Here is a 25,612-nt window from a genome sequence, read left to right as displayed (position 1 = left end):
AATGCTGCCGGTTTTTATTTCTTACGTCTTGTCAATAAGAACAACAGGATCAGGATCACAATACCAATCAATATCCAGATCCAGTAATTAGAGCCTGGTTCTGTAACCGGTGGTGGTGGCGGTGTTACAGGACCTCCATCTTCTTTCACCAGCGGAAAACTTTGTATAACACCACCCAGTGTCATTTCTTTTCCACCTATAACGGCTACCTGTTCAATCCGGATTTGCAGATCTTTTACGCCGGCAGGTGCTTTCTCCAGTAATTTTAAAGAGAACTTTATACCGTCCACCTGTTGCGGTGCGAAGAGAATATTTTCAAAGGCAGCCATATTCCCGGCCAGGAAGAAGTCATTTCCCCGTAATTCAATACCATGCTGCTTCAGCGCCATCTTAAAACTATCGCTTTCATGTGTAAAATTATTCCCTTTCAACCACCACTCTGTTACATTTTTACCCAGGGTCACTTTTACTTCTGCATACTTCATAAACCCAGTACCTTCACCCAGCACATTGATCCTGATACCACCCTTATAAGCATCTTTACTATAATTACCGATCATAAAAAGACCGGCTGTTTCGCCACCGGGATCGGTCACAGGATCTTCAATACCAATATTCTTCCAGATAACTTTGTTATTGTTTTTTACATAGTCGCCCAGGATACCGGTAACAGACAAGCCAAATGGAGGATCAGGTTCTTTTCCTATCCTGGCCAGCAAACAGAAATGCTTGTGGGAGGAACCGGGAAGACTCGCAAAATCATATTCATTGGGATTGGGCGGTGTCCAGTTTACGGCTACTCTTACCACGCCACCGGCAGGAATCGCTGGTATGTCTGCGGTACCGATCAGGCCACCGAGCGGCACACTGTGGTTGTTGGTGTTTGTCATGGAAAGACTTCCATCCCAGGGAGAAGGCCAGGCCAATCCTGTAGATGCCTTTGCCCAATAAACCTTTACTTTATTACCCGCAGTGGCGGTTCCCGGAAAATCGGCGGTCCCCTTATTCCTGATTTTTACATACAGGAAATTAGGCTGACCACCAACAGGATCTTCCTGTGTTTCCTGGTCTGCCAACGGGTATGAACTGATATCATGGCGCTTTACCCATATATCAAGACTTCCGTAGAAATAACTTGAAATGGTATTAGGCTCAGTGCCCACATCAGTGGGTAAATCCTGTGCCCATAGATCAAAGGTCTTATCCTGCGCAAAGGAGACATGCCCGCACAACAGGACAAAAACAGAAAGCAGCAGCCTGCGGGAAATTACGTTCACAGACCCTTGCATGCAGCGTTTATTCCATGATGCATTAAAAACAGTTGCTTGTAAATTGTTCATGAGTCAGAGTTTAAACATAAATAATTGATATGTTGTACCGGTTATGACCACTCTACATAAATGAGTTCATTTAACCAGGGCAATTTGATCATTGATAAGCCCCAGGGTAAATGACTGAGCAGGATATCGATGGTCCGTTGTTCTACCTGGATCAACCACCCTCCATCTTCTCTCCTGCTGAGTTTTCCCTGTCTTTGTAAAAAATTATTCCTGAGTCCATCAGCGGACGTGTTTTTTAAAATGCGCCAGTGTTGAATAACGGATGCCAGCAGGTTATCTGCTTCCTCCTTTTCATTCACTGTTAAGCGGAGTTCCTTTTCCACCGGTTCATCCAGCGGTACCCCACAGATAATTTTATTTAAAGCAAGGATGTATTCAGGAGGCGTCTCCTCACCTGTTGCCATATATTGTAACAGGTGAATGGCCCTGGTACGCGCTTTGTCGTCAACAAAAACATTTTTATGCAACAGCCCCAGCGCGGTAAAACAAGTAGACAGAAACGGATGTAATAACACCATACCTGCATTGTTGATGTATATTTCACCAGTAATATTCTTCCCTTGTTTTTTATTTTTTTGGGAGATGACAGCCTTCTTTTTCTCCGCTGTAAAAGGTGTAATCGTTTCTTCATCCAAATCCCCGGCAAGTGAATCATTTGGCTGATCCGGGTCCGCCTTTTTATCAGCAACGGTCAGCAATTTTCCCAATACCGTTTGCACAGTGGTAAAGGCAGGAACCGTGCGCACTCTCCACGTAGCCTCTTCATACAGTTGCCGGATACACAGGGCTTCATCCACACGTTCCACATATGCTATCAAAGAAAAAACAACAGCGTTACTGAAATAATTTTCCATCTCTGCCAGTGTCGTGATTCCCGGCTCAACCCCTGTTTGCAATAACTGCTGCCATAACAAGCGTTGTAACCTTTCTTCCGGAATGATAAGGCGTTGCGAAGTGCGGAAGAAATGATGCAGTAGATCAAAACGCTTCATCAGCGCATCTTTTTCCTGCGGATGTAGTAATGCAACAAGACTTAAAAGAAAAGTATCTGAGAACTGTTCCGCACAGCGGATCAGCGCCTGCTTATTGGTTTTCAGCACATGCAGCACGGCAGTAACAACTGCCACTGGTTGTGTCTTAAAAAGATCAACTAACCCCGCTTCATATACGGCGATGTCTTTTACATCAGCATACCAGGGAAATAATCCGGTGTTGAGAAAATGAATAAATGCATCCAGCTCACCCACCGGTTCCTCCACAGCAGCAGCTGATCCGGAATGATCTTTTTTTCCGGTGCTTTCTTTAAAAGCATCCAGCTGTAAAGCAATCTCCTTTATCACCTTATCCACCAGCTCTGTTGCAATCCTGTCAGGGGCTACTTCAATCAGTCCCAGTTCCAGTTTATTAATCCTGAAAACGGCTTCCGGGTAAGTATACCGGTCAAATAACAATTCCAGTTGCGGCAAAAGCAGCTCATAGTAAACCCGCTTTATTTCACGTTGCACCTGCGCAGGATTATTGTCACCCATCAAGGCAATGTCAATCACCTGTTTTTGAATCAGGTGTCTTTGTGAATGGCTGTTTGATGGGCTGTTCATATTATACTGTTCTCAGTGTATTTAATTGTGCGATCAATACATTCTTCGCATCACTCAACTGTTTCTTCTCTATATCATTTACACCTTTCAATGAACCTGCTATTGTTAACCACGCTTTATATGCTTCCTGGAAAGTTTTCATGTCATCCGCTTTGGCGATCCAGTAAATATCCGGGAGGATATGCGCGGGTGTTTCTGTTCTCACTATTTTTTCCACCCATACCCGGAATGCCGGTTCTTTAAACTTCCCCATATAGCCGGGAAACACAGCCGAAACACGGCATGAATAAGTATCTTCGCCCTCTATCGTCAAATCACCCTTGTAATCCAGTGTCAATGAAAGAAAATCATCTTTATAAGTTGGCCCTACAAAAACGGGTCGGAGTAAAATATGTTCAATCAGATAAAAACCTTCCCCGCTATATTTTTCATAGATAAAAGCAATCGTTTTGGCAATGGCTTCCCTGGCCAATACTTCCGTATTAAATTCATCGCTGCTTACCGCCACTGCAACAGCCGTGCTATCCATTACGGAGAAGAAATACTTACCGCCACCATTTACCGCGATCAGGTAATTCTCTTCTCCGGTACCCAGTGCGATCAAGGCATCAACAGCTGCCGACCAAAGCGCAGGGGTATTATAACTCGCTGTACTTTTCAGTAATTCAATGCTGCTTTCATCCAACAGTTTATACCGTTCTTCTCCCGGTAAATCAGTTACTTCCTGCCAGGTCATAAAAAATTCAGCGATGTCCCTTACCAGGTCTCTACGCCGGCTGCTTTGAAATCCCAGGAACCTGGTCACTCTTTTCTCCAATCCTGAAACATTGTCCGTATCCCATACATCGGGGCTTGTATCCGGTTTTTTCGCCCTGTAATTGAAGGCCGAAGACCGGTGTGCACTGAGGAAAGGAAACGCACTTAGAAAATCCAGTTTCTCCTGTATTTCATAACTGCCATCCAGCTTTTTATTAAAGTAGGCCAGCAGAGAAAAATCTTTACTATCCTGTCCAAACCGCGCCAGCATATGATTTACAAAACGGTTTCTCCGTTTCACAAACAACGTCTTGTCTTCAGCGGCGGCAGTTAGTTGAAGCACATAAGGGTTAGTGGTATTTTGTTGAAAGAGATCCCATGCCTGTGCCAGCAGGATTTCATTTTTTATTACGTCCTGGCTGGGGTTAAATCCGGCCAGCAGCGCCGCTACATTGGGCACTGTATATAAGGGTTGTGTAAAATAAGTTTTGTCAATCGCCGGAGAAATAGAAAACAGTTCCCTGATGTGTGCCAGCTGGCTCAGGTAATCCGCCAGCAACTGTTCAAAAAATAACAGGTATGCTTTCATTTGCCGGGCCTGTGCTTTCCGCAGGTCCGTTGCATTGTCCGGTAGGCCCGCCTGCCCGATGCCATAGGTAAGCGGAAAATCGTTCTGAATGGAATAGTAGGTATCCACTTCTTTGAAAGTACCCTGCGGTAATACAGGTTCCATTTCCAGCAACATGCTCTTTACCACTATGTCGGCAGCTTTCAGGGCATTGAACAAGGTATCCAGCCGTGCAGCGTCTATCACGTTTACGATGGCTTCCTTGTAAACGAGTATCGCAGATTTATGAATGCTGAGCCTTGGTCTGTAAATATTGCTCAGGGTGAGTTTAAGACAATTCACCACATCAACGGTAATGGGTTGGTTGTTGATATAATTGGTGATGCTGAAATTTTTCACGGCAATCACACCAGTAATCCCCATCATGATGTTGATCAGATCAGACGTATAGATGATATCAATTGTTTTCAGTTCGCGCAGCTCATCATCATCAATAAATCCATGTGTCAATAACATGCCTTCAAAAATCTCATCTACCTGTTTTCCTTTACCAATCATTTGTGCAAAGGAATAGAAGCTAACAGAGGGATTCAGGAATTTATCTACCTGGTAATAAAATTCGGCCAGTACTACTTCGATATCTGTGTCGGGAGCAACAATGATTTCGGCATTGATAGCAATTTCCTGTACACGTATGACGCTGAAAGAGAAAAAATCTTCCGCTAAATTTCTGTAGATATTTAACTGCTCCCGGATAAGCGCCACCTGTGTATTGGTGAAATTCATTTTACCGGCGAATATGGCGATCACACCGGTGGCAGTGGCATCGGTCAATGCTGTGACCAGCGCCGCTTCAATAGTTGCGGGCACTTTATCTTTCAGGGCAGGTGGCAGTGTAATGTATACGCCGATGTTTTCTGTGGTATCAGGATTAGCGCCCACATGATAGGTGACGGTAAACTCCGCAAAATATTCTTCTCCCGGCGTGATCATATTCACCACCACATTCACCAGTGTGATAATCACCGGATCGTACCAGATGGGAGAAGCCTGATCCCAGAAAGGAAAGGCGATATCCACTTCGTAAGGCAATGCATCTACGGTAATCACAACCGGTAAGATGTTGCTGTTTAAATCTCCCCATATTTCATTCTCTTCAAACTCCAGCTGTACATTGTACAACCCATTGAGCTGGATCGGTTCACTGCTGGTATAGCTCAATGCTTTCAATGCCAGGTTCACAAACAAGGGCTGTTCCGACACTGTTGATTTTTCAAGCCATGCATTGCGGATACCTACCTGGTCAATCAATAGTTTGCGGTAATCTTTGACGGTGACGGGTACATTGGTGAGTACTTCGGCGGCCGTAAAAAAGTCTTTGACAGGTAACTCCGCATTACTCACCGCAATCAAATCCTTTATATCAAAATTGGCTCTGGCGCCTAGATCCGTAATGGCATAGCAAAGCATTTCCAGCATGGTAATACCGGGATCATGCACATTGTAGTCTGTCCACACGGTTCCCGAAACGCCCTGTATATAGGCGATACCGGCCTCCCGCAGCAGGTTATAATCCATGCTCGGTTGTGCAGGCGGATTTTTTGAGATAAAAGCATCGTCCATAAAAACCTGATTAACTTACTTTGGCAATCTTGTTACCGGCATAATGCTGATCTTCCGGCAACTCACTTTCCTGCAACTGCGTTTTACCCTGTACCTGTATTTTATTGATCACGTTATGGACCTGTATGTAGGGCAGGTTGCCCAGCGCATTCAGTACGAGGTTAATTTCTTCTACGCTCAATTTCAGATTGATGTCGTTCATGGGAGTAACATTTTATGGTACTATAATTTGGGGATGATTATTTTGATTTGCTGGCCGATACTTTCCGGGCGCCACCTTCCAGTTTCTTTACTCTTTCTTCCAGTTCCTTCACGGCATTGATCAACATAAAAATAAAATTGCCGGTCACCACAGATAAAATTTCTGTTTGTTCTTCTCCGTCTTCCGATTTATCCAGGTGTGTTTTAATGGCATAGGGTGCAATTTTCTGAATATCCTGCGCCAGTACGCCCACATATTCTTCATCATTGTCGGTCCCTTCATTTCTTTTAAACCTGTATTTCACGGGGGCAATACGGTTTATAACAGACAACCCGTCTTCAAAAGGCAGGATATCTTTTTTCAGTCTGGCATCTGAAATATCGCTGATGGTACCAAAGTATTTTACATCTGCTTCCACGGTAATACCCGAAGCGTCGATGGTGAGGTGTTTTTTGGTGGTAGCGGCTACCACTCCTTTTTGATCTTCTGTTAAAAAACGCAGGGCGAACCCTGTTTTCCAGATAAGGTTTGTGTCTCCTAATGGGCGCGGTGGCGCGCTGATGGTAGTATCAGGGATATTTAAGTAGATAAATGATTCATTGGCTGCACCAAAAGAACAACCGATAGCTGGTCCGCCTCTCAACGGCGTAACGTTGGATGCTTCCACCGACATAGCCGGTGATGGCTGGTTAACGCCCATACTGCCGTTTGGCTGAATGGTGAGGATCTCCTGCCCTGCGGGCGCATTAAAGAAAGAAAAAACCGATGTAGGTGCGTTCAGGTGTAACCGGAACTGGTTGGCTTGCGCGCCGATGCCAAAAGCATTGCCAAAACCATCTTTCAGAATGGCAATCTTTGTATTGCCTACATCGCTTCCCAACGACAGCTTTGCACCGGGTGCAGCATCGCCGATACCAACCGTACCGTTGTAATTCAGCATGGTACCAACTTCTGTCCACTGGCCACCACCACCGCTGCCCAGGGTGAGTGATTTCCAGGCAGCACCATCATATCCTTCAAAATCAGCACCGTTAAAACGGATAGCACCGGGTGAATCAACGGTCGTATTACCTATTTTAATGGCGCCGTTTATATCCGCTCTTTGTGCAGGTGCAACAATACCAAAACCAATATTTTTGGTTACCGGATCTATGTTCACCTCATCATCTGCCTTATTTACAAAGGAGTCAATGAGATCAGCAAAGTTTTGCTCAGTGGGACGGTAGCCCGTTCTAAAATTGGCTTTTATAGCTGCTTTAGTTGCTTGTGCCATTTTATTTAAAGTTTTAAAATGATAATATCATGTTTCACTAACAATAAAATCTACGTCTACGGCCATCATACCAATGCCAAATGCATCCATCCCTGAGCAAACATACTGGCCGGATTCCAGTACGGTGATCCTGTGCTCCGGCGCTGATACCAGGATAGACCGGGCTGTTTTGGCCGCAGCGGTTTCCACATCTGCCCCTACTATAAAATCCACTGCTATCGTCATATCCCCTATGGCGGGGTATACCGGTTTTGCGATAATAAAATCCACATCTATCGCCATTTTGCCGATACCATTATTTTCGTATCCTTCGAAAATGTGGTACATACAGAAATTATTCACGAAGTCCACATAAGGCCGCTGCTCTATAAAAGCCAGGATAACCGATTTGTGGATCTGGTTTTCAAAAATGATGTCATGTCCTTCTTCATAAGCCCAGGGCGACAGGAATTTTTTGATGTCTTCATTCAGCAATTTCCCGTAATAACCGGCGTCCAGGCCAATATGGAATCCTACTTTGAAGTCCACCAGCACCTGTTCATACAACGGGTTCTCTACATGAATATCAACAAAGGGAGATACACAACCGGATATAAACTGCCGGATATCTGTCAGTGTATTCACGCCTGTTCTGGGCTGCAGTGGATCGGGAGCATTTTTATTACGTAGATTGGAGATGATGATCAGCGTAATACTGCCGGGTGCGATCTCGGAGGAATCGTTGGTATGATTGATACATTTGACTTTGTAAACAGAAGGAAACTGTTCCAGCACCATCCGTTCGTAATCCCAGATTTGTACTGCCCTGTTCTTGTGTTTCACTCTTTCACTTACCCGTATATAATATTCACTGCTTTGCTCTGCGGGTTGGCCACCAAAAGAAGGATAAGGCTGTTGCACAGATTTGATCTCCGCATGTTTGCTGACGAATTTTTTTATGGTGTTGCCGGGAAGCCCGTACACCAGGTGTTCCAGGCTATTGCCGTTATCCACAAAAGTGGCCGCTACTGCCTGCGCATTAACAGCTATTAACTTGCTCACCACGCCTGCATTGGCCACAATAGCTGCTTTTAACCAATACAAACCAGCTATGAGGATGGAGGCATTATTATCTGCATCGCCGGGAATATCAAAACTAATGATACCGGCCATCTGGAATTTGTTGGTAGTATCTCCCAATATTTTCAGGTTATCCAGCAGCACCCATTTATTGCGCCGTAAATAACTCCATTGAATGGTTACATTTTCACTGTTGAAGGCGAGGCTGTTATCGCCGGTGCCTTCGGCTACCTGGAAGAAGAGGCTTAGCGTTTGCGGAGGTACCAGGCTTTTAATGCCCAAGTACAAATTGCCTTCTTCCTGGTATTGTGGTAAGAAATAAACAGCGCCGCTTTCTGTTGCAGATACCACCGGTCGCTGACCAAATGGTTCCACATAAAAATACTGCGCACCAAAACCGGCGTCTTCGCCAAAGGCATCAAAACCAGCGTAAGCGCCTGATGCCGTATAATCAACGCTCATGCTTTTAATAACCGGCGTATATGGCTGATTGGGAAAATCAGGATTAGGATCTGTAGGCGCTCTCTTTGCTTTAAGAATAGCGGTGTTGGCATAAAGAGAAGGATACTCCTTATGGCCAAATGCCTGCACCTGGTACAAGGGTCTCACAGGAGATGACAGCTCCAGCTTCGCCATAAAACGGTCTGGTATCAGCTCCGTGCTGATGGCATCCGCATTATTTTTAACGATATCAATATGAGTGGTATCGAGCGCATCAAACTGAAACAGGTTGACCGTTTTCATGCGCCACTTCTGATCATTCCTGTAACTTAGTTTAGCTTTAAAACTGGTGTAGTTGATGGGTATTGCCGGCACATCCTGGTATAGTGCATAGTAGTTATCCATATGCGGCGGCTTATCCATCCAGGTGATGTTTACGGCCATGGTGTCCATGGCTTTGCTATCAAATTCGGGCGCACCGATAGCAAAGGAGGAGCCGATCACCGGTACGGCGCCGAAAGGCTGGAAAGGCTTTTGCGGATTCAATACCGACTGGTCCGATTCCACGATCAACGCAGAAAAGCCGGTCACGGCCACCGCAACGGTTGTTGACACCAGTTGCAACTGACTCAGTACTTTATAGGAATAATCGCTGGCATTGTTGTTCAGCAATAATTTGATTAACGGAAACGAAGTCTGGTATCCTTCTTTGATCACCAGTTCATTATAGGCCGTAACAGCAGGAACTGCCTGCGGCAGATTGAGAATCACCGCGAGCTTATAATATTTCGTAGTGGCATCCACTACCTCCACCGATAACTTTGCTACCGGCGTGTAAGGACCTAGCCATCCTTTTTCTCCTGAGAGATAGGCGGAGAAAGGGTTGTGCAAATCAAAATTAATGACCGAGTTCGTGAATATAAAACGGAAGGTGATAGTGATGGTGCGGTTACCTTCGTTCAGCAACAGCAAGGGGCTGGCTACCGCTATACCTGTGTGTGCCTCCTGCATGGTGAAGCTGTCCGGCCCTTTATCCTGCTGACTTTCACCGAATGTATTCCAGGTAGGATCGGTGGCGGGTAGTTTTTTGCCGAGTCCGTCGGCAGAATTGGCTACCGCAGCGGCGTATATTTTGTAATCTTTATCTACATCTACAAAAACAGTTTTAATACTTTCTACAGTTGCTTTGTTTAATACAATATCAATGTCTGTACTGTACAACAGTTCTTTCCCGGTTTCATCTTTACCGGCACTGAGTAAAGTACCTGCGGGTAAAAGATAGGTACTCACATTTCTGGCCAGTTCAAAAACCAGGTTCACTTTATCCGCAACGGCAGCATTGGCCGGTAGTTGCAGGATTTGCTGGTAATAAAAATCCAGGTGCCGCTGGGTGATGGTGTTAATATCCCGCTGCGCATACCGGAACAATTTTATGAATGCAGCAAAGAGCGCCAGGTGAGGTTTAAGGCTGCTGTTTCTTACACTATCCAACAGGTCGTTAAAATCCATATCGAAAAATGCGCGCCAGTCACCGTCCGAAAAGTTATTGAAATCGTAATACCGGACCAGTTTAGCAAATGCCCTGGCAAAATCGATGATATCCATTCTGCTCCGTTCGTCCACCTTCACAAATGCCGGATCTTTTGGGTTCAATGCCGGCAATAAGCGTTCATCGCGGCTTGTACCATCACGGCGTAAAGGGTTACGGGGCAGAAAAGTATAATCTACGCTCATTTATTTGTTCCCTCTGTTTGATAAAAAGGAAAGACCAGGTTGCTTCTGGTGTTGGTATTACGAATAGTATAATCAACCAGGAGAATAAACAACCCTGCATTATCATCGCCCGGTACGATATCAACTTTATTCACATCAATACGCGGTTCGAAGTAAAGGATAGCCTTTTCAATCCTGTTTTGCATCTCCGTTTTCAGGGTGGTGTCCAGGTTGTCGAATAGCAAATCTTCCAGGCTGCAGCCGTATTTCGGTTGCATAATACGTTCGCCTAATGCGGTGGAAAGGAGGATCTGCAAACTGCTTTCAATATCATCGGCTCCGTCCAGCATCAGTATTTCTGCGGATGATTTATCGAAAGATGGCGGGAAACTCCATCCTCTTCCTAAAAAAGAATTTTCTTGTGTCATAACTATCCGATTAAAACAGTGAAACAGCCTACTACTATACTTCCGCCATGTGCAGTTGTGTCGCCAACCCTGGCTGCAAATTTTCCGCCTATCTGTACAGTTGCTGAGCCGGTGGCAATGGAATCCGGTGGGCCGGTGCAAACCGCCATATCTCCCACACAAGCCGCCGGCATGCCGCCAATCAGCACGGTAGCGCAACCGGGAGGTAGCAACGGTCCGCCTACATGCGGAACAGGCCCGGTGGTGAGCGGACAAACATGCATATCGGTTATTCTTGCTGCTGGAGGCATTTTACGTTAGTTTATTTGTACCAATGATCCTTTTAATTTTGCGATGGCGCTACTGGTCAGTTCTATTCCGGCACTTCCATCTGCTTTGAAGGAAGCCTGTGCCGTGCTTTCAATATTTTTCCCTTTGATCGCAATATCATCGTCTGTTTTGATGGTGATTACTTTCTTGCTTTCGATCGTAATGCCATCCGTATCCATCGTAATTTTATTGCCGTTTTCATCTTCCATTTTCAAGATCCCTGCGTCTTCATCCAGCACGATACTTTTTCCGGCAGGGGTTTCCAGTGTGATGGATTTTTTATTATCATCAAAAAGCATTTTCATACCACTGCGTGATACATATCCTTTTTCATCGTTTTCATCTGTTGCCGTGAGCGGGGCCGGTTTGTTGCTGCTATTTAATGCGCCCAGCACCACAGGATCGCGCGGGTCATTGTTCAGGAAACCTACTACCACTTCATCGCCTACTTCCGGGCGGAAAAAGGTGCCGCGGTTATCGCCTGCATCGAGGCAGGCCACCCTTGCCCAGATACCCATTTCATCATTGTTGATGATAGGTATTTTAACGAGAATCCTGTCTTCACTATCCGGGTCTTCCTTCAGTTGTGTAACCACCCCTATTTGTAAGCCCTGTATCGCCGGCAGGATGCCGGATGCCGGCAACTGGGTTACCGGGTACGTTTGTGTAAACCAATCGGGAGAAAGGCCGAACTGCGCATCCGTTTTCCAGGTTCCCTGGCCAATTTCATGACGGATACCGGAAACGAATACGGTGCCGTTCATCCGGTCACCCAATCCTTCCAGCACGATAAGGTTGCCGGGCTTTATGCCAGCGAAGCCCATAAACCCTACACGTCCCCTGATCTTGGCGAGTTGTTTTTTCAGGAGCTGGGCATCTGCCCACGCCTGCAACTCTTCCTGCGGCAATGTGCCGGTATGTCTTAATTCAAACTGTTCCAATCCTATTACAGCAGCCAGATCTGCGGCGGAAATATTGCCGTTACCACTGATAGCAGGATCTGTGGCATCTGTTTCCAATACCGCCTGTGTGGCGGGGTCCCAGGCATACGCCTTTACCGCCTGGTACTGATCCCGGGCATCCATGGTGGCATCGAAGTCAAGAATGGTACCGCCATAGAGCAGGTTTAAAACTGGTTCGTCACTAAGCGTTGGCGCCTTAACGGTAATCTGACCATCATCTGTGATACAAACCTTTCCGCTCGCATCTATACGGGAGAGCATAAAATCCCAGTCTGTACATCCAAACTGGACTAATCGTTTATGCTGTACCGTAGTCGTCTCAATATCTTTATCCAATCCATATCCATCGATGATCTCTTCAATTACTTCGCTGTCTTTTTTATCAATGAAATATTTGTTCTGCGGGCCCACGGATAGTTTCACCGCTTTGTCCCTGCATTCCAGCAGGAGCATCGAGCTGCCATTACTCCGTATTTTTATACCATGTTTGATGATGATGCCTTTAAAAATGGTGGTTTCATCTGACTGGTATCCTACTAAAATTTCAATTTCTTTACCGGGGATAAAAAGATCGAGGCTACTCACTTCAAAGTTTTCGTCCGCCGCACTTCCATCCTGCAACACGATATCGGCGGAAGGGATTTTATTCACTTCCTTGTTAACCACCATTGACAACACGCCATACACCTGAGAGATAGCCTCACCTTCCATTTTGATGGTAAATGTGACCAGTCCTACCGGGGTACTTGTTGGTAAAATTCTGCTGTCGCTCATTGGTTACTTTTATCTAACGGTGGAAACTTGATGGTATCACCGGGCCTGATATTTCTGAAGTCAGTGAGATTATTAAATCGCGCTACCTCCAGGTAATAGTCTGCGCTTCCATAAATACGGTAGGTCATTAAGGGCAGTGTATCGCCCTGTTTCACTACCCGGATGTGCGTCAGATCCGGTGAGTTGCTTTTCTGCATGGCCACTTTCAGGTCGTCTTCAATGGTACCGCTAAAAGCCGCGGTGGCCACCACTCTTATCGGGGTACCATCGGGTTTGAACAGTTTGAAATTGAAGCTCAGGCTCGTTAGTACGCCTTCAAAAAACAAGGTACCCCACAACAACTGCACCCTGCGTGGTGAGTGCCCGGTACCGTTGTATACATATACTACCTTTTTAAACTTGTTGATATCTGCTAAAATATCGTACTTCTTTACCGCGCCGGTAGCACCGGCAATAGCGCCCGCGATGGCGCCTACAGCGGGAATACCACTCAATGCACCGGCCAGTCCGCCCAGTGGCTGCGGTATCACACCGGAACTATCAAAAAGAAAATCGAACTGAAGATCCGGTGGCGCCGTGTACGCATACTGCTGGTTCTTACCGGTACTACCTGCAGCTGGCGGCGTAGGATTATACACTACCAGGTGCCGCATGGTATATGATTCAGGATTTACCAAAGCATCATACATCAGGTCGGGGTTCTGTGTAACCTGGCCGTTTTCAATGGCTTTGATCTTCAGCTTTTTTAATTCACCGGGCATCGTTTATCTCTCTTTTTTTTCGTTTACAATTTTCAGTACCTGTTCCACACATTCCGCCACAATGGAATTGAGTTGATTCTCAGACACCGTGGAGCCGGTATTTGTTTGCGGCATACTATCCTGTACCTGTACTTTGATGTTGAGTTCTTTTATTTCTATCGGCATGATGCTGATTTTTATATGCCCACACTTACAGATCCTGACAATGCACCTGAAATGGCGCCCTGAAGCCCTGCTGCCAGATCCATGGCCGCTGTTGCGGGATCGTAGTATTTGAAATACTGGTAGTTCAGTGCCATTGTTTCAATGACCACCTCACTTCTCTCTGCGTTAAAAGCGCCTATTTCCAGTCTTTTGGGGATAGCATTGATAACATACCAGTTATACAATGGCAGGTGCTGTTCATTGAGCAGTGAAATGAGAATATTGGTGGGCTTGAATTCAAAATTTTCAATTGCATTTTTACACCACTGAAGGATGCCCGAACCCATAAATTTGCCCCGCTTCAACACCAACTCGTTGTAATTGGTTCTTACCGGCAGCTGGTGTATAAAGCGGTTTTCACCGCCTTCTTTATAGGGTTCTGCTTCTATGTTTACCGTGAGCCCACTTACTTCCTGGAACCTGAAATCATTGGGCATCTGCGGAAATAATTCAAAGGCTACGGTAAAATGAAATCCTGTTTGGGGATAATCCAATATGTCGGGCATGATTATTCATTTTGAATGGTTAACCCTTCATGGGCCAGCTCTATGGTTTCTACCGCCACATCATTCCCATCAGCTTTTAAATCGGTGGGGGTGATCTTGGCCGGCCATGCATTCTTTACTTTCCAGACGACTACCGGTTCATGATTTTCATTGAGCAGGGAAATGATGAGGTTACGCCGTTCAATGGTATTTAAGCTCACGGTGTTGAACCAGGCATAGAACTGGTTGTCTGATTTAAAGGTGCCTCTCTTTAAGGTGATGTTGGAGTATTTGCGCTGGCCCGGCATTTTTACTTTTGAATATTCGGGGCTGGCGCCATCTCTGTATTCAATCACCTCTGTGCTGATATCAAGACCGGAAACTTCAGTAAACCCGATTTTTGAGCCACCCCATTCTACCTGGAAGTGGAACTTAGGAAGAGGATATTCTGCCATAATATTATTTTTTAACTATTACAAAGTGTATATCGATATACTAAGATTCCTGGAGTTTATGTTCGAACCGGAGGATGATGAATTCCGCCGGCCGTACGGCAGCCATAGCAATTTCAACAATCAGTTTACCATCCAGGATGTCCTGTGCAGTCATGGTTTGTCCGAGGCCGCATTTCACAAAAAATGCCTGCTCCGGTTTTGCGCCGGCCAATGCGCCTTGCCGCCATAAGAGGGTGAGATAATTTTCCAGCATGGCGCGCACCTTCACCCAGGTATTGGCATCATTGGGTTCAAATACAAAGGGGAACGTTGCTTTCTTTGCTGATTCTTCCACCATGATAAACAGGCGTCTTACGGAGATATACCGCCATTCGCTGCTGTTGCCGTCCAGTGTGCGGGCGCCCCACACGAGGGTTCCTTTACCGGTAAATGCCCGGATAGCATTGATGGATTTACCTGCTACGTCATCTATATTCAAAGTATCCTGTGTAACGTTATCGATGATCACAGAAGGCCCTACAACAGAATTGAGGCTTACATTGGCCGGTGCTTTCCAAACGCCTCTTGTGCCATCAATTAAAGCGTAAACGCCGGCTACAGCACCAGATGGAGGCAGTTTAGACAACTCACGTTGCAGGAACAATACCCAGTTACTGATCACCGGATGTGATTTATACAAGGCATCCTGCCCGAATTTTACATATGATGCGGTAGCGGTCAACAGCTTATTGATAAAGGCATTTACGCCGTTGATAATCCCATCCAGGTCACCGATAACATTGAGCGCCTGTGTATGCACTGTGCTACCAGCCGTATTATAAACGGTGGTACTCAGTGGAATGGTAGCAATGGTATTCGGTGGCGGCGGAGTGGGTATCCAGAGCGCCAGTAACGGATCATACGCAGCGAGGGAAGCGGAGTTATCTGCTCTCAGCACAATGGCATCGGCATTTTTTTCCAGGGCCACCAGGTCGCTCAGAAATTTTGCGAGTCCGGCACCGGGGTCTTTGGCAAAATCGTCGAAAGCCTGTTTCAGTTTCACATTGACAAAGGCTGTTTTTACAGGTGGTAATGCCAGCATCACCAGTTCTATATAATCCATCAGTGCGTCCAGTGCGGTTTCTGTAGGCGCGCCGTCGGCAGCTTTCAGCACATCATTTTTTAGTTTGTTGTAACGGTCAATGACAGATGGGTATACAGTAGCTCCATCCGTTACCAGTGTGGTAATGGCGCCTGTTACTACTGTCTGATCCGCATTATTATTCCGCAGGCTGGTCACCAGCGCGTTAGTAGCCGGTACGGAGGTAAGGTTTGCCAGATCTATTTTGGTAGCTACAGCAGGAGGAACGGGTGTATCAAAAACATGATCATCCAGTAAGCTGAAACCAATATCCTTTGTAAAGGAGCTGATTAACCAGGGTGTATAACATGCCGCATAGTTGAGCGCATTGATACCGATCCTGTCCTTGAAATTGCTGACGCTTGTCTTCCAGGGTGTAGTGGTACCGGTATTGTTTTCCCGGGTATCAAACACGCAGAACCTGTCCTGCAGGGCAGCGCATTGCGACAACGCCATTTGTTGCAGGGCAAAAAAGGCGGTATCATCCAGTTGTACGGCGTCGGGAAACAGGATCAGGGTGGGTTCATCAAACACTTCGATGGCTTTCACACCACCACGCAGGCCGGTGGGCGGCGTTAGTGTTTCATCGCCGGCAATAACATTATCTGTGTAGCCACCCACAGAAACGATGTAGCATTTGCCGCCGCCATTATCAAAAAAGAGCCGCAGTGCATCAAAGAGATAATACATTTTTGTGTAGGCCACCTGTGTAACCACATAATTATGCAGGGGGTCTACGTTCAGGGTAAAATCGCCCGGGCTAACGGTATACGGGCCACCAAAAAGTTGCCGGAAGTCCACCAAGGATGTGATCTCCGTTGGCTTAAATCTCAACGACTCCCCTTTTCTTTCCGCTATTTCCGTGTATCCGATAAAAGCCGGAACAGCAGTATCCACCTGTGCTACAGACGGTGGGAACAGCGGAATTTCTGTGGTGTAAACACCAGGTGTCTTAATTGCGGTTTCATTAATTTGTGACATGTAACCATCTTTTTATAATAATGAAAAAAAGATATTTCAGATTGTACTTTTAAACACAACATTGTATTGCGGGCTTTGAATCTGCTGATCTGTACCAAACAATTCGTAGGCGCTATTGACAGCGCCGGCAGCGAAAACATCGATCACACCAAAACAGGTTTTATCGGCAGCTACGACGGCCGTATTTTTCAGGTCATCATCATTCACACCATCTGCATGCATGCTGATACATCCACCCGTACCTATATTCACCTTGTTTGAAAAACGATATACCCGTTTTGCGCCGGCAGCTACCACTACAGTCCTATCCAGGAAATCAGTGGATACCTGCATCAGAAAACGGATCAGCAGGTCGCCGGAAACCCTTGTGTAGGGCACCTTCGGTTCTGCCGCAGGCGGGGCAAATAATTTACTGCGTACAAAACAGATCAGTGTATCACTAAAGAACCGGTATCCCATGCTGTAGCTGGTAAACAGTTCTTTTGTCTGCTGATCGGGTTCCAGTTGGATAGCCGATGAAATGAACCGCTGACGTGCAGGATCATAGCCCGGATGCAACATCTTTACGGTAAATAATTGCTTATATATAGTACTGATGACCTCCATTTTATTTTATTGGTACAGTGGACCTATTTTGTATGATAACCGGCGATAATTTCTTTTATGATAGGGCCGTTCATTTCGGTAATACTGTCGAGGGTAACCATGCGTACACGATAGGCCACAGAAGGGTGATAACGCCCGCCCAGCATTGCCCATAGCTGATGGAGCTGTTCCAGGTTCAGGCTGACCATTTCCAGGATAAGTTTTTCTATACCTGCATCCAGTGCCGGGGTGTTTGTATGATCAAATACAAACTTCCGCTGGAAGAAAGAAATAGCCTGCTGAATACTTTGCAATGCCATACCATAACCGCCTGTATCTCTTACAGAGGTAAATAATAAAGTGAGATATAAATGGACCGCAGGATTCTTCATTTTAATTTCCATGCCATTTCTGACAAAGTTCTGGGGGTCTCTTGAAATCCTGTTTTCCTCAATATTAATCAGTGAGATGACGATGTTTTCATCGCCACCATGGCTGTTATTGGCCAGTATCTCTCCGATATTGCCCAACTCGGCCGGTACCCCACCTGCGATTAGCTCAGTGCGGAGTATATCTATTGCCGGAAATATCATGGCACACAGGGGTTATGTGTTAATAGATCATCTCTTGATTCCGTAAAAAAATACTTATTCTTTGGGGTAAATTAAGGGGCAAATGTTCAAACAGAAAAAGTAATCTAACAGTCTGGTTCTTCAAATAAATCCTTAAAAATGCTTATTCAACAACCTATCGTAAGTGAATTCGATGTAAAAGTTATAAACTAAAATCGACATTAACAAAAAGTAGACAAAAAAAATAATATAGCGTTGAAAACAACTTATAAATAGATCCCATAATATAAATATCTGATAGACGTTGGGAAAAAGCAGGAGGGTAAAGCATCTTGGAGGGCTGCCTCTCGGGGCGCAATCAATTGCATTTTTTTGGAGGGCAAGGTAAAAACGGACTTGTTGGTTATACCGGATTATGAAAAGCAGGTAAGATGTGATGCCACCCGTTAAAAATTCCGGCTATAGCCAGGATAAGAAATGTAAAAAAAATGTAATTCTATGGGTTAAAACAAGTAGCTGACAATGTATGATTCCGCTGAAAACTACCACAGCAAACCACTACAACCGGCTAATTCGATTTTATAACGCACTCTCAAAAACCAATAGTTACGCATACCGCAGTGGCAAAGGGTTTGGGCGGCTCCAAACCCAAATTTCATCATAACGAAAACAGCCAAATTATCTCTTTAAAAATAGCTACGCAATTGATAGTTGAAATTAATATTTTTGCTTTTGTTATCCCCGTAGACATGCAGGATTTGATACACCATCCCGTTCATGAATACAAGTTGCCTTTTACCCGGATGCAGATACCGCACTGAGCATAAAAGCAATTCATCCGCCTATAAAACCCGCTAACAGGATTTATGCACACCGTTTGAGAAAACAGACGTGTTTGTGTATGCGACTGCTATTGAAATTAAACAGGTTTACCTCTTGGTATAAAGATACTAATTGTTGAAGGGCAATTGGTTTTACAGTAAGGCACCGATGTGGATCGGTGCCTTTTTTTATGTAGATATTCCTGTTTTATTTTTCACATCAGCAACTAATCAGACTATCTCCACACTACCCACTCCCATATTACAATACGTGCCTACTCCTCCATCTACCAGTAGCTCCAAAGCTGCCCTCGTTCCTTTTACTTTCATCCGGAAATTAGCATATCCCTTGATCTTTGTTTGCGCAGCAGTATCAGTTTCGATGGTTATTAACCGCGGTCTGGGTGATTTACTGAATAACAATACTTCCATCTCTGCGAAAGAAAATGCCAGGTCTGTAGCCACGATGCCATGAAGTGCCCTAAATTTCTCTTTCCAGTTAAAGAGTAATACCCGCATAAAATCGGGATGATTTGGCGCCAGGAAATTATAGTGTCCCTGTTCATTCATTGACCCACAAACAACTGGTGACGTAGGTTTCAGCAGCAACTCCTGTACATGATTATTACTTCCCATTACAGGAATAGCGGCTAATGTCTCCACCCGATCAATGGAAAAAATGGCCCGGCTATGCTGGTCAGCTATTTCTATCCGTTGATGCAAGAATAAACCTTTGATAAAATTTTCTGCCACCTGCGGCAAATGAAATGAAACCACTAATTCTGCTACATCGGACAAAAAATGCAGCCGGTCATCAACAATCCTGAAAGGCGTTTTAATATCTGAGAAAGTGAAAAGCTTAAAAGCTTTGAGTGAGTCTTTTTGCGTATATCCTCGACTATGCAGAAATTCAGCATAGTCCCTGTCTGCGCTGTCAAGAATCTTGTAGATAACCGCTGACAGCGGGTAGGAGTAATTTATAGGTATTAAAGTCTTCGACTGGGCCGGGGATAATATCAACTTAAATTTCATAAATATAAGATGCTACACAGGGATACTTATAATTATACGCTATCACATAATAAGAATAATTTCACATTAAAAAAAAGAAAATAAAAATCAAAGTTCAGCGTAGTACATTTTGAGGAGTTGTTCGTTTAGATATGTTAGAGGATACATCAAAGTACATAGTTAGGCTGCAATACGGCATCATTATGCCCGGGCATACTCAGCGCATTGATAACGCCAACGCATAAACGAAAATACGCCCTACGCCTTCACCCAAAACTTCAGCAAATCATCCATATGCGCACCTACCACATGATACCCTGCGGGGGCATCTTCTTCGGGGCAATGATAGGTCGCCAGCCGCGTTCCTGCCGGCATTTTTTCGAGTTGCTGGCACATATAGCCGTTATAATGATTGAACAACTGGGTAGAGAAATCCAGTTTATCATCTATTCTGAAAGAGCCGGGAAGATGCTCATAGAAAGAGTTAAAGAAATAAAAATGATCGTAGTCTTTTAAGTCAAGCGTGGTGAGGTTACCGTGTATGAAGGTAATATTGTCGAGGCCCAGTTTTTGCTGCGCTGCGGTAGCATAAAGAGATAAGTCATCGCGCTGTTCAATGCCGTAAAAGGAAGCATCAGGATGGTAGTAGGCGCCACTCAGGCAAAATTTTCCGGCGCCACTGCCGATGTCCAGGATCTTTACACCGGCGTTGGTAGCAAGAAAGCTGGCTGCTTTTCTGGCCACCTCCAGTGGGGTCCAGTGCTTGTAAGCAAGGGCCTGTATGTAAAGCGGATAAAGATGGTGAAACTGAAAATCTGATCTAAACCATCTATCTGCATGTCCGGATAAAAACGGCATCGTCGTTGGCACTGTCACTAAATTTTAAGTTGGTTCAACGCTCACTTCACAACAGCGGAGCGATGAACTTCAAAAATCAATATATTATTTTATAGTCTTACTTTACTTCTTCATCCACATCTTCAGCAATAAATCTGCTGATGCTTCTACCAGTTGGTAATTGCGTGGTATTTCATCCTCCAGACTGTGGAAGGTAACCAACTTGGTTCCACTGGGTTTACTATCCAGCAAGTCGAACAAATGCCGGGTATAATAAGCATACAAACTAATAGAATGCTCCACCTGCTGATCTATCTGCCCTTCATCTACCAGGTTCTCAAAAAAAGCATTGTAAAAATAAAAGTGATCGTAGTCAGCAGGATTTATCTCCGTAAAATTACCGTGAATAAAACGCACATTCTCCGTCACCGTTAGTGCTTTGGCTGCTTGTGCAAAATTGTATAATTCCCTTCGTTGCTCAATACCATGAAAAAAGGCGTCCGGAGAATAATGTGCAGCAGCCAGGCAAAACTTACCCACTCCACTGCCGATATCCAATATCCTTGCACCTGGTGCTGACGCTAAAAACCGTGCTGACTTCCTTGCTACCCCCAGTGGTGTCCAATGCTGCCGTGATAACTGCTGGATCCTTTCAGGATATAACCAGTCAAACGCCGCATCATTTACATACCACTTCGGGTTTAATAAAACATTCTCCATAGAAGGATCGGGACACTTTTAGAACAGATTAATAAATGATAGTGCCTGAGCGCATAGCTGCGCAGGGGAATTTATCTGCGAGACTGCATCATATGCATGTCTCCCAGCTAATAAAGCACTTTTCCCGGGAGTACTTTTTACATCTATCATATTATATAAAACATTTCTTTACTATCTATAAAGGCATATACCTGTTAACAGACCCGCAAAGATAACGCTTTTTTCCTTCTCTCCCACCGGGAACTATCATCATAAACCGCAAAAGCAGGCCCCTAGAGGGCCTCGTCCACCAGGTACAGGATGGACTCGTAATTCTTGTTTAATGCCTCAGACATGGCCATTTCGCACGTTTTAGTAGAGGAGTAATATCCGTCATATTCCTTTTTATTCACCTCTTCCGCCTCCGGACGGGTAGCGGATGCAGTGAGCTCGGGGAACATAAAGCCCCGGTCGCCCGCCATCCCACAACATCCGGTATGCAACGGCACCGTTACATTAACAGCAAAATGTTTCGACACCCCGATAAATTTACCGGCTGTCTTCATCTTTTCCAGCGAACAAACGGAATGCAGCACAATATCATTTTTCTTTTGTTTTACATCTGCCAACGGCATTACAAAATCATGCAGGAAATCAACACTGTCCAGGATGGTCAGCCGATCAAATTTATGCTTGTTGGCTTCATCCAGCGTCCCTTTGATATGATGTAAGGTATAAGCACAGGAGCTTACATCCACTACCACCGGCAAAGCCCCTTCCCGGCTAATATCCCATAGCTGGTTCACGATTTTGTTGGCCGTAAAATGATAAGCATCTTTATAACCTTTGGAAGAAAAGATCTGACTACAGCAACTGCCGCTCGCATTGGGCAGCACCAACACCTCAATCCCTGTTTTTGTACAGATACTTAAAAAAGTTTCCAGGATGTTTTTCTCTTTGCCCGCGTAAGTACCCATCATCCGGGAGATACAGCTGGGAAAATAAACGACCGTATTTTTGATAGCAGCAGCCGGTATTTGCTGGTTATATTTCAGCACAGATAGTTTTGGGGGAGATGATAAATGCGCCGTCCACAAAGGCATAGCCGGCACCACCTTCTTTAACCCAACTGTAAGACGGGTCATGGTATTCTTTCCCAACACACTATTAATACCTGCACCCACTTTCAGCGCCGTACGGGCACCCCATTCCACTATCCCAAAATTCTTCGCCGCCATTAAAGCCAGCTGATTGGAGAAAGTTGAATGGTTTTCTCTTCTCAACCGCTTTACCAGGTCGCCGGTATTGATATCCACGGGACAGGCTGTCGCACACAATCCATCTACAGCACATGTTTCCAGTCCTTCGTACTGATATTGATCCAGCAACACTTTATAATTTTCCTTGTCTCCCGATGTTTTTAATTGTTGTAATACTCTCCTCACCACGATCCGCCGCCGGGGCGTCATGGTAACATCACGACTGGGGCACTTATGCTCACAATACCCGCATTCTATACAACGATCCACTTCTTCTTCCACGGATGGAAGCTCTTTCAGATTCTTGATGTGTCCATTGGCATCATCATTAATGATTACCCCCGGATTCAACAGCAAATGCGGGTCAAGCACTTCCTTGATCTGTTTCATCAGGGCATAGGCATCCCCTCCCCACTCTGTTTCTACAAAAGGCGCCATGTTGCGCCCGGTGCCGTGTTCCGCCTTTAACGTACCGTTATACTTCTCTACAACCAACACCACCACTTCTTTCAGGAACTTATCGTACCGCGTGATTTCCGCTGCTGTATTAAAAGATTGCGTCACCACAAAATGGATGTTTCCATCTTTTGCATGGCCGAAAATAATGCCGTTAGGATAATTATACTGTAGGAAGAGTGCCTGCAGGTCTGCGATAGCAGCGCCCAGTTTCTCCACCGGAAACGCCACATCCTCCAGTATAACAGTGGTTCCGCTGGCCCGTACCGCGCCTACTGCCGGAAAAAGCCCCTTGCGTACTTTCCACAAAAAGTCCTGCTCTTTGGGATCGCGCGTAAAAACAGGCGCATTGAAAAGCGACAGGTTTGCCGCCGCTACTAAGAACTGGTTTACCCGCTCATCCAGTGCAGCCACCGTATCTTCCTGGAATTCAATCAGCAACGCCGCTGCCGCTTCCGGCAATGTTTTTACGATAGGCGGCATACCGGGCAAGTCTTCCACGCTGCGCAAAGAAGCCCTGTCCATCAATTCCACCATCATGGCACCGGCATTCGTAAGCGGTACAATCGCTTCACAGGCTGCGTGAATAGTAGGGAAATATAAAAGTGCAGTAGATTTAAACGGATAATCAGGAACGGTATTTAATACCGCCTCTGAAATAAAAGCCAGGGTGCCTTCGGCGCCGATCAACAGATGCGCCAGGATATCCAGCGGATGCTCATAGTCGATCAGTGCATTCAGCGAATATCCTACCGTAGTTTTTGTCTGGTATTTGTCCCGGATCTTTTTATATAATACTTCATCTCCCATGATCCGGCGGCGGATGCCCTGCAAACTGTTATGCAACTCATTACACTCCTGCTCAAACCGGCTATAGTCCTGCGGATCTTCGGTGGTAAAAGTCTTTCCATCCGGCAAAATAAACCGGATATATTTTGTGGTGTGGTAAGAATTCAACTTTACACCGCAACACATGCCGCTGGCATTGTTGGATAAAATGCCCCCTATCATGGCCGCACTGATACTGGAAGGGTCCGGACCAATCTTGCGTTTGTACTTTTTGAGGTAAGCATTCACCATCGCACCGGTAATACCCGGTTGTACGCGCACCTGGTCGCCGGATGCCTCAATCTGTATTCTATTCCAGTGCTGGCTCAGGTCTACTAAAATCCCATCGGTGATAGACTGCCCTGAAAGGCTTGTCCCACCTGTACGGAATACCAGCGGGATCTTATGGAGTTGTGAAAAACGGAACAAAGCAATGATCTCTGCTTCTCCTATCGGCTGTACAACAGCTTTCGGCAGCAAATGATAAAAGCCTGCGTCTGCTGCAAATGATACAATATCAATATACTTTGACCTGATACGATTTTCAGGTAAAATGCTGCTTAATTCTTGCGCAATATTCATACTTATGCTATAATAGATCGACCTCTAATATATAAAATTACACATTATAGCTTTGAACTATTCGCACTTACAACGTTACAATTTCTTAAAATCCGATGGCCGCAGATTGGTAAACTGGTAGAAGGTATTGCTGAAAGACGCGATGCTGTTATATCCTATGGCATAGGTGATGTCGCCGATAGAATGATTTGTCTGGATAAGTTCAATGGCACGTACCATACGCAGGGATTTCAGGTATTGCAGAAAAGAGATATTAAGGGTAGACTGGAATAACCGCGACAAGGTACGTTCGCTCAGGCCGAACTTCTTCCCGATACTATGCAGGGAATGCGTTTCTGCGATATGTTTATCCATATAATTCATGATAGCCAGCATGCGTTCATTTTCTGTAGATGGTAACATGATCGGATTGATGCGGGTACTGATGGCGGGCAGGATGTTTTTGATCGCTGCGAGAAACAGGTACCGGTCTTCCTTTCCGCTGATATGCCCGTCCCAGTCCTGTGTATACTGGATCATCTGCAACAGGAGATCATTGATAGGATAAATGCCCAGCTGCGCATAGAACGGGTCCTTGGAATCATCGTGGGTATAAAAAAACAGGGAGCGCATTACGGTAGCAGAGTAACCTACCTTTAAAATATGTTCCAGGCCAGTAGGCACCCAAAAGTAATGCCTGGCAGGGATTACGTAGGTTTTGTCTTTTATATGAATATAGGCTACCCCACCTTCCACATACGATAACTGTCCTTTTTTATGCTTGTGAAAGGGGATATGCTTTTCTGATTTCTCATGCATCACATAAACGGAATCGGGCCGTTTATCTATTTCCGGCAAAGAGGCTATTAAACTCATAATATGGCTGGAATCAATAAATCACCTACAATTTAAGAAATAATACGCAATTCCT

21 protein-coding genes are annotated in these 25,612 nt (G+C 45.3%); all 21 read right to left on the bottom strand.

Going from position 1 to position 25,612, the window contains the following annotated elements:
- Positions 1-14 precede the first annotated feature (14 nt).
- Positions 15-1,340 (bottom strand): hypothetical protein, encoded by a 1,326-nt coding sequence (locus tag ABQ275_RS04345; protein WP_349317049.1) that lies wholly within the window; start codon positions 1,338-1,340, stop codon positions 15-17.
- A gap of 41 nt (positions 1,341-1,381) precedes the next feature.
- Entirely contained in the window at positions 1,382-2,938 is a 1,557-nt protein-coding gene (locus ABQ275_RS04340; protein WP_349317048.1) for a contractile injection system tape measure protein, read from the bottom strand.
- A 1-nt stretch (position 2,939) separates the two neighbouring features.
- Positions 2,940-5,885 (bottom strand): hypothetical protein, encoded by a 2,946-nt coding sequence (locus ABQ275_RS04335; RefSeq protein ID WP_349317047.1) that lies wholly within the window; start codon positions 5,883-5,885, stop codon positions 2,940-2,942.
- A 10-nt stretch (positions 5,886-5,895) separates the two neighbouring features.
- Complete coding sequence (locus ABQ275_RS04330; RefSeq protein ID WP_349317046.1) at positions 5,896-6,087, bottom strand: hypothetical protein; 192 nt, start codon at positions 6,085-6,087, stop codon at positions 5,896-5,898.
- A 37-nt stretch (positions 6,088-6,124) separates the two neighbouring features.
- A complete protein-coding gene (locus ABQ275_RS04325; protein ID WP_349317045.1) occupies positions 6,125-7,360 on the bottom strand; it encodes a tail fiber domain-containing protein in 1,236 nt (411 codons plus the stop codon).
- A 27-nt stretch (positions 7,361-7,387) separates the two neighbouring features.
- A complete protein-coding gene (locus ABQ275_RS04320; RefSeq protein WP_349317044.1) occupies positions 7,388-10,594 on the bottom strand; it encodes a baseplate J/gp47 family protein in 3,207 nt (1,068 codons plus the stop codon).
- The gene (locus ABQ275_RS04315; RefSeq protein ID WP_349317043.1) at positions 10,591-11,001 is read right to left on the bottom strand and encodes a GPW/gp25 family protein; all 411 of its coding nucleotides are present in this window, start codon (positions 10,999-11,001) and stop codon (positions 10,591-10,593) included. Before ABQ275_RS04315 ends, ABQ275_RS04320 begins: the two co-directional genes overlap by 4 nt.
- Before the next feature lie 2 nt (positions 11,002-11,003).
- The gene (locus ABQ275_RS04310; protein WP_349317042.1) at positions 11,004-11,291 is read right to left on the bottom strand and encodes a PAAR domain-containing protein; all 288 of its coding nucleotides are present in this window, start codon (positions 11,289-11,291) and stop codon (positions 11,004-11,006) included.
- 6 nt (positions 11,292-11,297) lie between these two features.
- The gene (gene vgrG, locus ABQ275_RS04305) at positions 11,298-13,046 is read right to left on the bottom strand and encodes a type VI secretion system tip protein VgrG (RefSeq protein WP_349317041.1); all 1,749 of its coding nucleotides are present in this window, start codon (positions 13,044-13,046) and stop codon (positions 11,298-11,300) included.
- Positions 13,043-13,807 (bottom strand): hypothetical protein, encoded by a 765-nt coding sequence (locus ABQ275_RS04300; RefSeq protein ID WP_349317040.1) that lies wholly within the window; start codon positions 13,805-13,807, stop codon positions 13,043-13,045. The genes vgrG and ABQ275_RS04300 overlap by 4 nt, the downstream gene beginning before the upstream one ends.
- A gap of 3 nt (positions 13,808-13,810) precedes the next feature.
- The gene (locus ABQ275_RS04295) at positions 13,811-13,972 is read right to left on the bottom strand and encodes a DUF5908 family protein (RefSeq protein WP_349317039.1); all 162 of its coding nucleotides are present in this window, start codon (positions 13,970-13,972) and stop codon (positions 13,811-13,813) included.
- A gap of 11 nt (positions 13,973-13,983) precedes the next feature.
- Positions 13,984-14,517: a phage tail protein gene (locus tag ABQ275_RS04290; RefSeq protein ID WP_349317038.1), complete on the bottom strand. Its 534-nt coding sequence runs from the start codon at positions 14,515-14,517 to the stop codon at positions 13,984-13,986.
- Between the two features lie 2 nt (positions 14,518-14,519).
- Positions 14,520-14,951, bottom strand: coding sequence for a phage tail protein (locus tag ABQ275_RS04285; RefSeq protein WP_349317037.1), 432 nt, complete (start codon positions 14,949-14,951; stop codon positions 14,520-14,522).
- A 40-nt stretch (positions 14,952-14,991) separates the two neighbouring features.
- Positions 14,992-17,052: a phage tail sheath C-terminal domain-containing protein gene (locus ABQ275_RS04280; protein WP_349317036.1), complete on the bottom strand. Its 2,061-nt coding sequence runs from the start codon at positions 17,050-17,052 to the stop codon at positions 14,992-14,994.
- 36 nt (positions 17,053-17,088) lie between these two features.
- Positions 17,089-17,658: a hypothetical protein gene (locus tag ABQ275_RS04275; RefSeq protein ID WP_349317035.1), complete on the bottom strand. Its 570-nt coding sequence runs from the start codon at positions 17,656-17,658 to the stop codon at positions 17,089-17,091.
- A gap of 23 nt (positions 17,659-17,681) precedes the next feature.
- Positions 17,682-18,230, bottom strand: a complete 549-nt coding sequence (locus tag ABQ275_RS04270) for a DUF4255 domain-containing protein (RefSeq protein WP_349317034.1) — start codon at positions 18,228-18,230, stop codon at positions 17,682-17,684.
- Between the two features lie 1,031 nt (positions 18,231-19,261).
- Entirely contained in the window at positions 19,262-20,062 is an 801-nt protein-coding gene (locus ABQ275_RS04265) for a CRISPR-associated endoribonuclease Cas6 (protein WP_349317033.1), read from the bottom strand.
- 237 nt (positions 20,063-20,299) lie between these two features.
- Complete coding sequence (locus tag ABQ275_RS04260) at positions 20,300-20,911, bottom strand: methyltransferase domain-containing protein (protein WP_349317032.1); 612 nt, start codon at positions 20,909-20,911, stop codon at positions 20,300-20,302.
- Between the two features lie 90 nt (positions 20,912-21,001).
- Positions 21,002-21,598 (bottom strand): class I SAM-dependent methyltransferase, encoded by a 597-nt coding sequence (locus ABQ275_RS04255; protein ID WP_349317031.1) that lies wholly within the window; start codon positions 21,596-21,598, stop codon positions 21,002-21,004.
- A 272-nt stretch (positions 21,599-21,870) separates the two neighbouring features.
- Positions 21,871-24,702, bottom strand: a complete 2,832-nt coding sequence (locus ABQ275_RS04250; RefSeq protein ID WP_349317030.1) for an FAD-binding and (Fe-S)-binding domain-containing protein — start codon at positions 24,700-24,702, stop codon at positions 21,871-21,873.
- A 75-nt stretch (positions 24,703-24,777) separates the two neighbouring features.
- On the bottom strand, positions 24,778-25,557 hold the full coding sequence (locus tag ABQ275_RS04245; RefSeq protein ID WP_349317029.1) for a helix-turn-helix domain-containing protein: 780 nt from the start codon (positions 25,555-25,557) through the stop codon (positions 24,778-24,780).
- Positions 25,558-25,612 lie beyond the last annotated feature (55 nt).

It is taken from the genome of Chitinophaga sp. MM2321 (assembly GCF_964033635.1).
Lineage (GTDB): Bacteria > Bacteroidota > Bacteroidia > Chitinophagales > Chitinophagaceae > Chitinophaga.
The sequence above is the reverse complement of the archived record's forward strand: the minus strand, read 5'-3'. Positions and strand labels throughout refer to the sequence as shown.

Coding starts and splice junctions, on each gene's coding strand:
- ABQ275_RS04345 (WP_349317049.1), bottom strand. CDS start 1,340: ATGAACAATTTACAAGCAACTGTTTTTAATGCATCATGGAATAAACGC.
- ABQ275_RS04340 (WP_349317048.1), bottom strand. CDS start 2,938: ATGAACAGCCCATCAAACAGCCATTCACAAAGACACCTGATTCAAAAA.
- ABQ275_RS04335 (WP_349317047.1), bottom strand. CDS start 5,885: ATGGACGATGCTTTTATCTCAAAAAATCCGCCTGCACAACCGAGCATG.
- ABQ275_RS04330 (WP_349317046.1), bottom strand. CDS start 6,087: ATGAACGACATCAATCTGAAATTGAGCGTAGAAGAAATTAACCTCGTA.
- ABQ275_RS04325 (WP_349317045.1), bottom strand. CDS start 7,360: ATGGCACAAGCAACTAAAGCAGCTATAAAAGCCAATTTTAGAACGGGC.
- ABQ275_RS04320 (WP_349317044.1), bottom strand. CDS start 10,594: ATGAGCGTAGATTATACTTTTCTGCCCCGTAACCCTTTACGCCGTGAT.
- ABQ275_RS04315 (WP_349317043.1), bottom strand. CDS start 11,001: ATGACACAAGAAAATTCTTTTTTAGGAAGAGGATGGAGTTTCCCGCCA.
- ABQ275_RS04310 (WP_349317042.1), bottom strand. CDS start 11,291: ATGCCTCCAGCAGCAAGAATAACCGATATGCATGTTTGTCCGCTCACC.
- vgrG (WP_349317041.1), bottom strand. CDS start 13,046: ATGAGCGACAGCAGAATTTTACCAACAAGTACCCCGGTAGGACTGGTC.
- ABQ275_RS04300 (WP_349317040.1), bottom strand. CDS start 13,807: ATGCCCGGTGAATTAAAAAAGCTGAAGATCAAAGCCATTGAAAACGGC.
- ABQ275_RS04295 (WP_349317039.1), bottom strand. CDS start 13,972: ATGCCGATAGAAATAAAAGAACTCAACATCAAAGTACAGGTACAGGAT.
- ABQ275_RS04290 (WP_349317038.1), bottom strand. CDS start 14,517: ATGCCCGACATATTGGATTATCCCCAAACAGGATTTCATTTTACCGTA.
- ABQ275_RS04285 (WP_349317037.1), bottom strand. CDS start 14,951: ATGGCAGAATATCCTCTTCCTAAGTTCCACTTCCAGGTAGAATGGGGT.
- ABQ275_RS04280 (WP_349317036.1), bottom strand. CDS start 17,052: ATGTCACAAATTAATGAAACCGCAATTAAGACACCTGGTGTTTACACC.
- ABQ275_RS04275 (WP_349317035.1), bottom strand. CDS start 17,658: ATGGAGGTCATCAGTACTATATATAAGCAATTATTTACCGTAAAGATG.
- ABQ275_RS04270 (WP_349317034.1), bottom strand. CDS start 18,230: ATGATATTTCCGGCAATAGATATACTCCGCACTGAGCTAATCGCAGGT.
- ABQ275_RS04265 (WP_349317033.1), bottom strand. CDS start 20,062: ATGAAATTTAAGTTGATATTATCCCCGGCCCAGTCGAAGACTTTAATA.
- ABQ275_RS04255 (WP_349317031.1), bottom strand. CDS start 21,598: ATGGAGAATGTTTTATTAAACCCGAAGTGGTATGTAAATGATGCGGCG.
- ABQ275_RS04250 (WP_349317030.1), bottom strand. CDS start 24,702: ATGAATATTGCGCAAGAATTAAGCAGCATTTTACCTGAAAATCGTATC.
- ABQ275_RS04245 (WP_349317029.1), bottom strand. CDS start 25,557: ATGAGTTTAATAGCCTCTTTGCCGGAAATAGATAAACGGCCCGATTCC.